At 70.9% G+C, this 10,527-nt stretch carries 8 protein-coding genes and 1 pseudogene; 4 read left to right on the top strand and 5 right to left on the bottom strand.

The genetic code is table 11. From position 1 onward, the window contains the following. Positions 1 to 53: 53 nt before the first annotated feature. On the bottom strand, positions 54 to 1,820 hold the full coding sequence (lysS, locus tag AADR41_RS18320) for a lysine--tRNA ligase (protein ID WP_342282484.1): 1,767 nt from the start codon (positions 1,818 to 1,820) through the stop codon (positions 54 to 56). A gap of 157 nt (positions 1,821 to 1,977) precedes the next feature. Between lysS and argS the strand changes: the two genes are divergently transcribed. Further along, complete coding sequence (gene argS / locus AADR41_RS18325) at positions 1,978 to 3,747, top strand: arginine--tRNA ligase (RefSeq protein ID WP_342282492.1); 1,770 nt, start codon at positions 1,978 to 1,980, stop codon at positions 3,745 to 3,747. Positions 3,748 to 3,855: 108 nt separating this feature from the next. Here the strand turns inward: argS and AADR41_RS18330 are convergent, their stop codons facing one another. Then, positions 3,856 to 5,304, bottom strand: coding sequence for a helix-turn-helix domain-containing protein (locus AADR41_RS18330; protein WP_342282485.1), 1,449 nt, complete (start codon positions 5,302 to 5,304; stop codon positions 3,856 to 3,858). Positions 5,305 to 5,615: 311 nt separating this feature from the next. Here AADR41_RS18330 and AADR41_RS18335 point away from each other — a divergent pair, with 311 nt between their 5' ends. Next, complete coding sequence (locus AADR41_RS18335; RefSeq protein WP_342282486.1) at positions 5,616 to 6,335, top strand: DUF4232 domain-containing protein; 720 nt, start codon at positions 5,616 to 5,618, stop codon at positions 6,333 to 6,335. An 89-nt stretch (positions 6,336 to 6,424) separates the two neighbouring features. On the opposite strand, the gene AADR41_RS18340 is transcribed toward AADR41_RS18335, so the two are convergent. Continuing rightward, positions 6,425 to 7,612 carry a serine hydrolase domain-containing protein gene (locus tag AADR41_RS18340; protein WP_342282487.1) on the bottom strand — a complete coding sequence of 396 codons (1,188 nt, stop codon included), beginning with the start codon at positions 7,610 to 7,612 and terminating at the stop codon, positions 6,425 to 6,427. 243 nt (positions 7,613 to 7,855) lie between these two features. Here AADR41_RS18340 and AADR41_RS18345 point away from each other — a divergent pair, with 243 nt between their 5' ends. Then, positions 7,856 to 8,587 (top strand): hypothetical protein, encoded by a 732-nt coding sequence (locus AADR41_RS18345; RefSeq protein ID WP_342282488.1) that lies wholly within the window; start codon positions 7,856 to 7,858, stop codon positions 8,585 to 8,587. 228 nt (positions 8,588 to 8,815) lie between these two features. Here AADR41_RS18345 and AADR41_RS18350 read toward each other — a convergent pair whose 3' ends face one another. Together AADR41_RS18350 and AADR41_RS18355 are read right to left on the bottom strand one after the other, a co-directional pair. Beyond that, entirely contained in the window at positions 8,816 to 9,433 is a 618-nt protein-coding gene (locus AADR41_RS18350) for a GNAT family N-acetyltransferase (protein ID WP_342282489.1), read from the bottom strand. Positions 9,434 to 9,474: 41 nt separating this feature from the next. Continuing rightward, a complete protein-coding gene (locus tag AADR41_RS18355; RefSeq protein ID WP_342282490.1) occupies positions 9,475 to 9,942 on the bottom strand; it encodes a hypothetical protein in 468 nt (155 codons plus the stop codon). A 68-nt stretch (positions 9,943 to 10,010) separates the two neighbouring features. On the opposite strand from AADR41_RS18355, the pseudogene AADR41_RS18360 reads away from it, so the two are divergent. Then, positions 10,011 to 10,527 (top strand): annotated as a pseudogene (locus tag AADR41_RS18360) (HEAT repeat domain-containing protein); the annotation flags it as partial.

Below are 10,527 nucleotides of genomic sequence, written 5' to 3' on the forward strand. Positions count from 1 at the left end.
AACAACGAACCGGAATCGAACCGGAACGAATCCCTACGACCCGCTACGAACCGCTACGCGCCCAGCAGCCTGCGGACCCGGTCGGCGCCCACGGCCAGCAGCAGCGTGGGCAGCCGCGGCCCCGTGTCCCGGCTGACCAGCAGCCGGTACAGCAGCGCGAAGAACGACCGCTGCGCGACCTTCAGCTCGGGCGTCGGCTTGGCGTCCGGCTCCAGGCCCGCCAGGATCTTCGGCACGCCGTAGACGAGCGTGGTGAGCCCGTCCAGCGACCAGTGCGAGTCCAGCCCCTCCACGAGCAGCCGCAGCGACTGGCGGCCCTGCTCGTCCAGCGAACCGAGCAGTTCCTTGTCCGGCTCTTCGCGCACGATCGTGCGGGCCTCGGCCGGGACCTGGCTGGTGATCCAGTTCTCCGCGCGGTCCAGCCGCGGCCGCGCCTCGTCCAGCGCGGTCAGCGGGTTCTCCGGGTCCAGCTCGCTCAGGATGCGCAGCGTCTGCTCGTCGTGCCCGGCCGTGATGTCGACGACCGAGGCGAGCGTCCGGTACGGCAGCGGGCGCGGCGTGCTCGGCAGCTCACCGGCGGCCGTGCCGACGGCCCGCGCGTACGCGGCGGCGTCGGCCGGCAGCACCGAACCGTCGGCGACCTTGCGCGCCAGCGAGTCCCACTCGTCGTAGAGCCGCTGGATCTCCTGGTCGAAGGCGATCTTGAAGGACTGGTTGGGCTTGCGGCGCGCGTACAGCCAGCGCAGCAGCGGCGCCTCCATGATCTTCAGCGCGTCGGCCGGGGTCGGCACGCCGCCCTTGCTGGAGGACATCTTCGCCATGCCAGAGATGCCGACGAAGGCGTACATCGGGCCGATCGGCTGCACCCCGTCGAAGATCTCGCGGACGATCTGGCCGCCGACGACGAACGACGAGCCCGGCGAGGAGTGGTCCACCCCGCTCGGCTCGAAGATCACGCCCTCGTACGCCCAGCGCATCGGCCAGTCGACCTTCCAGACCAGCTTGCCGCGGTTGAACTCGCTCAGCCGCACCGTCTCGGCGAAGCCGCAGGCCGTGCAGGTGTAGTTCAGCTCGGTGCTGTCGTCGTCGTACGACGTGACGGTGGTGAGGTCCTTCTCGCAGTTGCCGCAGTAGGGCTTGTACGGGAAGTAGCCGGACGAGCCGCCGCTGCCGTCGTCCTCGCTCGCCGCGCCGGAGCCCGCCTCGGCCTCCAGCTCGGCCTCGTCGACCTTCTTCTGCTGCTGCGGCTTCTTGCCGCCCTTGGCGCCCGCGGCCGCCGGGTCCTTCTTCGTCCGGTAGCGGTCGAGGACGGCGTCGATGTCGGCGCGGTGCTTCATCGCGTGCAGGATCTGCTCGCGGTAGGTGCCCGCCGTGTACTGCTCGGTCTGGCTGATGCCGTCGTACTCGACACCCAGCTCGTCCAGCGCGGCGGTCATGGCGGCCTTGAAGTGCTCGGCCCAGTTCGGATACGCGGAACCGGCCGGGGCGGGCACCGAGGTCAGCGGCTTGCCGATGTGCTCGGCCCAGGACTCGTCGATGCCCGGGACACCGTTCGGCACCTTGCGGTACCGGTCGTAGTCGTCCCACGAGATCAGGTGCCGGACGGTGTGACCCCGGCGGCGGATCTCGTCGGCGACCAGGTGCGGGGTCATGACCTCGCGGAGGTTGCCCAGGTGGATCGGGCCCGACGGGGAGAGGCCGGACGCGACGACGACCGGTTTGCCAGGCGCACGACGCTCCGATTCGGCGATGACATCGTCCGCGAAGCGGGAGACCCAGTCGGTCTCTGTGCTGCTCTGACTCTGAGCCACGGTCTGCACGTCCTTCTCTCTTGTAGGACTCGTAGGAAACACCCTTGTGGGACTCATAGGGGCACGCCCATTCTCCCAGGTCCCACCGGCAGCGCGAAAACGGCTTTGCGCCCCGTGGGATACTGGGCGTGATCCCTTGTACTCCTACGGAAACGGCAGCCAGCTCATGGCCTCGGTCAATTCCCTCGCTTCCACGCTCCAGCAGCAGCTCGCGGACGCCCTGACGGCAGCCCTGCCGGATGCCGGCACCGCGGACCCGCTGCTGCGCCGAAGCGACCGGGCCGACTTCCAGGCCAACGGCATCCTGGCCCTCGCCAAGAAGCTCAAGGGCAACCCGCGCGAGCTCGCCTCGCAGGTCACGGCCGCGATCCCGGCGGGCGACCTGATCAAGGAGATCGAGGTCTCCGGGCCCGGCTTCCTCAACATCACGCTCACCGACAAGGCGATCGTCGAGACCCTCGCCGCGCGCGCCGCGGACGACGCGGGCCGGCTCGGCGTGCCGTACAACAGCGCCGCCGGCACGACCGTCATCGACTACGCCCAGCCGAACGTGGCCAAGGAGATGCACGTCGGCCACCTGCGTTCCGCGGTGATCGGTGACGCGATGGTGCAGATCCTGGAGTTCACGGGCGAGTCCGTGGTCCGCAGGCACCACATCGGCGACTGGGGCACCCAGTTCGGCATGCTCATCCAGTACCTGACCGAGCACCCGGACGAGCTGACCCACGAGGGCGGCAGCGAGGCGGACGGCGAGGCCGCCATGTCCTCGCTGAACCGGCTCTACAAGGCCTCGCGCGCGCTCTTCGACTCCGACGAGGAGTTCAAGGCCCGTTCCCGGGACCGCGTCGTGGCGCTCCAGGCCGGCGACGAGGAGACGCTCGCCATGTGGCAGCGCTTCGTCGACGAGTCGAAGATCTACTTCTACTCGGTCTTCGACAAGCTCGACATGGAGATCCGGGACGCCGACATCGTCGGCGAGTCCGGCTACAACGACATGCTTGAGGAGACCTGCCGGATCCTTGAGGAGTCGGGCGTCGCCGTCCGCTCCGAGGGCGCGCTCTGTGTCTTCTTCGACGATGTGAAGGGCCCCGACGGCAACCCGACGCCGCTGATCGTCAAGAAGTCGAACGGCGGCTACGGCTACGCGGCGACCGACCTCTCCGCGGTCCGCGACCGGGTGCAGAACCTCAAGGCGAGCACCCTGCTGTACGTCGTGGACGCCCGGCAGGCCCTGCACTTCAAGATGGTCTTCGAGACCGCCCGCCGGGCCGGCTGGCTGAGCGAGGACGTCAAGGCCGTGCAGCTCGCCTTCGGCACGGTGCTCGGCAAGGACGGCAAGCCGTTCAAGACCCGTGAGGGCGAGACGGTCCGGCTGGCCGACCTCCTGGACGAGGCGATCGACCGGGCGTCCACCGTCGTGCGCGAGAAGGCCAAGGACCTCACCGAGGACGAGATCACCGAGCGGGCCACGCAGGTCGGCATCGGCGCGGTGAAGTACGCGGACCTGTCGACGTCGGCCGCCCGGGACTACAAGTTCGACCTGGACCAGATGGTCTCGCTGACCGGCGACACCAGCGTGTACATCCAGTACGCGCACGCCCGGTCCCGCTCGATCAAGCGCAAGGCGGGCGAGCTGAAGTCCCAGCCCCACCCGGAGCTGGAGCTGGCCCCGGCCGAGCGCGCGCTGGCCCTGCACCTGGACCAGTTCGCCGAGGTCGTGGCCGAGGTCGCCGCCGCGTACGAGCCGCACAAGCTGGCCTCGTACCTCTACCAGCTGTCGTCGCTCTTCACGACGTTCTACGACCAGTGCCCGGTGCTCAAGCCCGAGGTGCCGGGCGATGTGGCCGAGAACCGCCTCTTCCTCTCGGACCTCACCGCCCGCACCCTGCACCAGGGCATGGAACTTCTCGGCATCCGGACCCCCGAGCGCCTCTGACCCCGGAGCGCCTCTGACCGCCGAGCGCCTCTGCCGGGGCGCCGGTCGGTCGTCCGCACGGATTCGTACGCACCGGCCCGGTGGCCGTGACCACGAGGGACGCCGGTCCTACTCCTTGGTCACCCACTGGGCCGTGTCGTACCGGTACATGTAGTTCGGCCGCGCCTGGATGCTGCTGGTACGGAACGGCTTCCCGCCGTCGTCGATGCGCAGCATCCCCGTCCGGCCGCCGCTGCTCCACTCCAGGTCCAGGTACCAGCTGACGTCGTGCCCTTCGACGTGGACCGTGAGGTCGAACACCTCCACATCGGTGGAGGTCACCTTGAACGGGAAGTCCTTCGGCGGCACCCGGGTGTCCCCCTGCTGCCCCGCCACCGGGGTGAGGTCCGGCCGGCTGTCGTCGAGGTCGACGTCGAAGGACTGCGGAGTGACGCCGCTCCCGCAGCCCTCGCCCATCGAGTACGCCGACCACGCCAGCGGCGCCTTCCGGGACAGCGTCCGCACATGCAGTCCGTTCAGCACGACGGCCTGCCCCGACTTCCCCTGCACGGTGACTTCGAGCTGCATGCTGCCGCCGTCCACCCCGCCGAGCGCCTTGGCCCAGCCCCGGGTGCCCTGCGGCGAGGGCGGCGGAGGCACGTCCTCCGGCTTCTGGTCCAGTACGTAGTGCTGGCCGCAGGGCTCTTCCCAGTTGTACGAGCTGATCGTGGCGCTCAGCGGTACTCCCCCGCTCTGCTGCCCGCCCGGCCCGGCTCCCGAGCCGCGCCGCCCGGACGTGGCGGAGGCGCCGCCGGACGGCGGGGACGAGACGGTCGCCGAGCCGGACGGTACGGGCTTGCCCGACTTCTTCGTCCCGCCGGGCGAGGCGGTGGCGCTCGGGTCGGGGCCGGACCGGGCGCGCGCGTCGTCGTCCGGGTACTTCGGCTCCACGGCGGGGACGTTGCTGAGGTCGTCCTTGCCCGCGCCCGACAGATTGCTGACGACGATCGAGGTCGGCACGCTCAGCGCGACGACGGCGACGGCCGCGAGCAGCACCCGTGCCCGTGCGGAGGCCGGGAACCGCCGGGGCCGGCGCGGCCCACCGGCCAGAATCGTGGGTCCGGACTCGGCTCCGGACAGCGATCCGGATGCGGTCTCGTGCTCGGCTCCGGCTTCGGACGTGCTCCCTGACACGCCGCCACCGGCCCCGGCCTCGGAACTCGCATCCCGCACCGGCTCTTCAGGAGCAGGAACAGCAGCCGGAACGGGCGCGGGAGCAGGAGCCGGAGCCGGATCGGGAGCAGCCGCAGGAGCAGTCTGGGCGGGGCGTCTCCGCGCCGCATCCGCCACGATCCACCGCCGGTGCAGCTCCACCAGCTCTTCCGGAGTCGCCGCGCACAACCGCGCCAGCCGCTCCACCGGGGCGTACTCGTTCGGCACCGCGTCACCGTTGCAGTACCGGTGCAGCGTCGACGTGCTGACGTGCAGTCTCCCGGCGAGCACCCCGTAACTGCGTCCCGAACGTTCCTTCAGTTCCTTCAGCAGGGCCGCGAATTCCCCGGCCTCCGGCGTCACCACTGCGGCGTTCCCCCTCCTGGTCCGTCCCGGAACGCCGTTCCAGGGACGTGGAATCTGCCCAGGTCACAGTACGCGCAGCCATTCCAGCTTCCCCAATGGGCTGTTCGGCGTTGCGGCCGGAATCCGCCGCCCCGCAATCTGTGACCACACCGCAGCGACCACCGGGACAACGCAGTGCGAATCCACTTCCGCATCGAGCCCATCGATGCCGTGGCCATCGGAGTGGTGATCGTGTCCACCGCGATCGTCATGTTCCTGATCTGCCACAACTGACCGAACACCGACACCACCACACGGGGAGTACCAGCACCATGCGCAACCACATCCGCACCACCGCCCTCGCCGCGACCGCCCTCCTGGCCGCCCTCTCGCTCACCGCCTGCGGCGGCAACGACAACGGGAACGACGGCAAGTCCGACGCGGCGGCTCCGGCAGCGAGCAGCACCGCCACCCCCGACACGGGCAAGGACGCCGGGGACGCGAAGGAGACCGGCGGCGGCAAGGCCGACGCGCCCGCCGAGAACGTCTCCACCGCTTCCAAGGGCTCCACCGGCGGCAGCGGCAGCAGCGGGAAGAGCGGCTCCGGCGCCACCGGGGGCGGCAGCAAGTCCCCCGTCACCTGCACCGGCTCGAACACCAAGGTCACCATCACGAAGGTGAGCCGCCCCATCAACCACCTGCTGCTCACCGCGACCAACACCGGTTCCGCCCCCTGCTACGCGTACCACGCTCCGGGGCTCCGGTTCGACGACGCCCAGGCCGCCTTCCCGGTCCTCCGCGACAGCATCCCGCAGGCCGTGGTCACCCTTGAGCCGGGCCAGTCCGCCTACGCCTCGATCGGGCTGTCCGGTGAGCCCGACGGACAGGAACTGCACAAGGGCACCCACCTCACGGTGTACTTCACCGGCAAGGCCGACCAGGGCTCCACGGGCGCCCCGGCCGAGCTGACGCTCCCCGCCGGCACGTTCTGGGGCGACAACGGCTTCGTCACGTACTGGCAGAGCGATATGGACAACGCCCTCACGTACTGATCCTCCGGCACCCGGCCCCGGTGAAGGCGGCGAGCGCCGCAGCCGTGCCGCGCAGGACCGCGTTGCCGCCCCACCCCGCCGCGGGCACGCTACCGGCGAGCAGAGGGGCGGCCCGCGGAGAGCGCCGTCCGGACGGCGCTCTCGATGTCATCGCTCTGGGCGTCCGGGCCTCCCGGGCCGAGATTGACCACGACCGTCGCCCGCCTGCCGTCGACCGTGGCACCGGCCATCGTCTCGTACCCCAGGAAGTCACCGGCGTGCCCCCAGTAGAGGCCGCCGCCGGGAAGCGGCCGGCTCTCCAGACCGAGGCCGTACGCGCGGCCGCCCTTGCTGCCGGTGCACCGGGTCTTCATCATTTCCCGGAGCTCGGCCGGGCGCAGCAGGTCGCCGCGGAGGAGAGCCCCCAGGAACCGGTTGAGATCGGTACCGCTGGAGATCATCCCGCCGGCCGCGCCGCCGACGGACGGGTCGACCTCCGTGATGTCCAGGAGAGGCGCGTCCTTGCCGGGCCGGGCGTACCCGCGCGGGTGCGGGCCGGGGATCGACGAGGCGTGCGGCACGTACGTCTCGTGCAGGTGCAGCGGTTCGATGATGCGCTCGCGGACCTCCTCGGCGTACGTGTTGCCGGTCACCCTCTCGATGATCAGACCGGCGAGCAGGTAGTTCGTGTTGGAGTAGTCCCAGTCGGTGCCCGGCTCGAAGACCCGGGGGTACTTGAGCGCCAGGTCCACGAGGTCGCGGGGGTCGTAGCGGACCAGCGGGTTCGAGACGACTTCCTGCGGCTTGAGGTGGTCGAGGAAATCGGGCAGGCCGCTGGTGTGCTGGAGCAGCTGACGGACGGTGATCCTCCGTCCGTCGTTGCCGTGTCCGCGAACAACGCCGGGCAGATAGCGCTCCACCGGAGCGTCGAGGCGGACACTGTGCTCTCCCACCAGCTGGAGCATGACCGTCGCCGTGAACATCTTGGTCATGCTGCCGATCCGGAACCTGCTGTCGCGGTCGACCGGCGCCTGGCTCTTCACATCCGCGACACCGCTGGTCAGCACCGTGCTGCCGTGCCGGTCCCGCACCTCGACAAGGGCTCCGGGCGCGCCGTCGACGGTGGTCAGCCGCCGGAGGATCTCCTGCAACCGGGCGTGATCGGTGGCGGACCCGTGTCCCGCGGACACCGCGGCGGTGGTCGTGGCGGCGGCGCTCCCCGGGAGCCCGGCCCCCGCGATGCCGAGCGCCACGGCGAGTGTGAGTGCACCGGCCAGCGCCCGCTTGTGCTTCGTCACGTGTACGTCCTCAATCCTCGAAGTCCTGGCCGCGGTGATACTCCTGATGGGGATTCACATCCCGCCGCCCTGTGCCCCACACGGTGCCCGCCGGTCGGGGGCCGGCGCGATGGGGCGATCATCCGGATCGGTGGTCGGGCTGTCCCCCCGTCGCGGTGCCCGCGCCCCGGTTCCGCCGCGCAACTCACGCTCCGGAGAGGGCAGTCGATCGTAGAATCGGAGATCGAGCCCGAGGGGGGAACCGTGCGCACGAAGAGCGGTCGCATACCGCCGTCATCAGGCAGACACGCTGCCGCCACCGCCACCGCCGCCGCGGTCGCGGCGCTGGTGCTGATCACCGGCTGCGGGAAGGCGGGCGACGGCACTCCGTCGGACGTGACCCGGGCATCCGCCGTCGCCTCCCCGACCCCCTCCGTGAATCCGTCGTACGGAGAGCAGTTCCTCGCCGAGGGCGAGTGCGCGGCCGCCGAGCCGGGCAAGAAGGACGTCTACCGCGAGGTTCCCTGCGACGGTCCCGAGGCCGTCGCGAAGGTCGTCGACCGGGCCGACATCGGCTTCCCCGACCCCTTCGAGGCCTCCGCCTGTTCCGACGACACCGACTTCGCGGTCAACGTCCCGATCAGCATGGCGATCCTGGAGGACCGGCCGGTCTCCGGCGAGGGCTACGCCTGCATGCGCAACCTGAAGGCCCCGCACCCCGGCGACCCTGGCGGAGGCGGTGGCCCGCGGATCCAGGTCGGTGACTGCGTGCACAGCACGGCCGGGAACGGCAGCCCCGCCTCGGAAGTGGCCTGCCGGGCCACGGGCAGGAAGAACGGCGCCACCCACAAGGTCACGAAGGTCCTTGAGGACGCGATCGTGGGCGGCTTCGACGACCCGTGCGACGGCGAGGCGGACGCCATGTTCACCGAGAACTCGCTGATCGACGACGACCCGGTGCGCAGCGACCGCCTCCTGTGCGCCGACAAGCTCTAGAGCCGTACGGGAGAGGGCTGCCATGTCCGGGGCGAGCGACCGGGACCGCCCCCGGCGGACCGCCCCGGCTCAAGTCCGTGGCCCCTCCATGGCCGCCGCCGCGCTCCTGGCCGTCTCGTGGCCGTCTCCTGGCCGAACCACCTTGGGAACCAGGGCCGTTCTGCCCCGGCCCAGGACTGATGACCGGCGCCGGAGCCGACGCCGGCCGGTCATTCCGTACGAGGGGTCTCAGACACCGTCCGGCGTACGGGGAGCGCGCCGCATGGCCCACAGCTTCGGTCCGCCGCCCGGCAGCTCCGCCTCGCCGAGCACGGTGAAGCCGAAGTGCTCGTAGAAGGGCAGGTTGTCCGGCTTGGAGGACTCCAGGTAGACCGGCAGGCCCGCCGCGTCGGCCTTGGCCAGGCCCGACCGCAGCAGCGCCGCCCCGTGCCCCTGCCCCCGGGCGGCCGGGTCCGCGCCGACCACCGCCAGGTACCAGTGGGGCTCCTTCGGCCCGTGCTCGGCCGCCGCCTCGACGGCCTCACGGAACAGCGGAGCCCGGTCGCCGAGGATGTTCTCCAGCTCCTGAACGGTCTCCGCGTCGGGAACGGCCTTCTCCTGGCCCTCCGGCGACACCCAGAAGGCGGCCGCCGCGCCGGTCCGCTCGCACACGCCGTGCCGGACGTACTGCCGGGCGAAGATCGTGCTGAAGTAGCGGGCCATCCCCTCCTCGCGGGAGGAGCCCTCGGGGAAGAACCAGCGCATCATCGGGTCGTCGTCGAAGGCACTGGCCAGCATGCGGCCGATCTCCTCAGCATCGTCGACCGTTGCCGTTTCAGGGGTGTTCGTTATCGACATACGACCCATTCTGCACTCTTGATGATCAACAACGACCGGCGGGCCGCCTGTTACCCGATCCAGGTCTCCACGGATTCGGCGCTGTACGCGGGTGCCCCGAGAAAGAGGTTCGACGGCGGACGGCCGACGGCCGCGACGTTCACGACCGTCATCTCGACCCGTCGGCGCCCGCTGGACGTGTCCCGCCAGCGCAGCCACTGCCCGGCCCTCAGCCGACGCGCCGGAGGAGCGGTGACCCTGCGGTTCCGGTCGGCGAAGACACGTACGCCGTCGGCCTCCACCGCAAGCCGCAACGGCGTGTCGCTCTCCAGCGGACGAAGGCTGTCGAACGTACGGAAGCGCGGCACGAACCCGTTCAGCTCGTCGCACTCCACTCGGTGGACGACGGGCCCGGACACCCCCTCGGGCAGCAGGAAACCCTTCGGCACCCGGGATCGCAGTCGGGCGCCCTCGCCGCCCCGGGACGACACGGACCACCGCACGACGATCATCTGCACGACCACGCTGCCCGCATCCACACCGCCGAGCATCCCAGAACACACACCGGACCCCTCCGGGCGCACACCCACTCGTTAGCATCGCCCGCATGGCAATGTTCGTGCACCTGACACCCGCCGCGAACGCTTCACGCGTCCGCCGCTCCGGAATACGGGCCATCAGCCACGGCCGCGACGCCTCACTGCCACGGGGTCTCTACTGCTTCCCCGTCCTCCCCTCGTACACCCTCACCCACCAGTGGCTGCGCGAACTGTCCCGGCGCAGCGGCCCGCGCGGACTCGTCGCCGTGCACATCCGCCTGCCGGACGACGAACCCGTCACCCTGGGCCGCTACCACCGCGACCCCGCGACGGTCACGGCCGCCGAGGCCGTACGCCGGGTCGCCGCCCTGCCCGACCCGCGCGGCTGGGAGGTGTTCGTCCCCCGGACGGTCACCAAGCGCGAGGTGCACCGCATCCGCGCGGTCAGCCAGGTAACCGGCTGGCGGTACTTCCCCGACTCGAACGGCAAGGTGCCCTGCACCTGCTTCGGCTGCCGGGTACGCGGCGAGTACGGCTCGCAGCGCCTGCGGCAACGCCGCCCGCACCCCCTCGACGGCCCTCCCC

The organism is Streptomyces sp. CLV115 (assembly GCF_038448545.1).
Taxonomy (GTDB): domain Bacteria; phylum Actinomycetota; class Actinomycetes; order Streptomycetales; family Streptomycetaceae; genus Streptomyces; species Streptomyces sanglieri.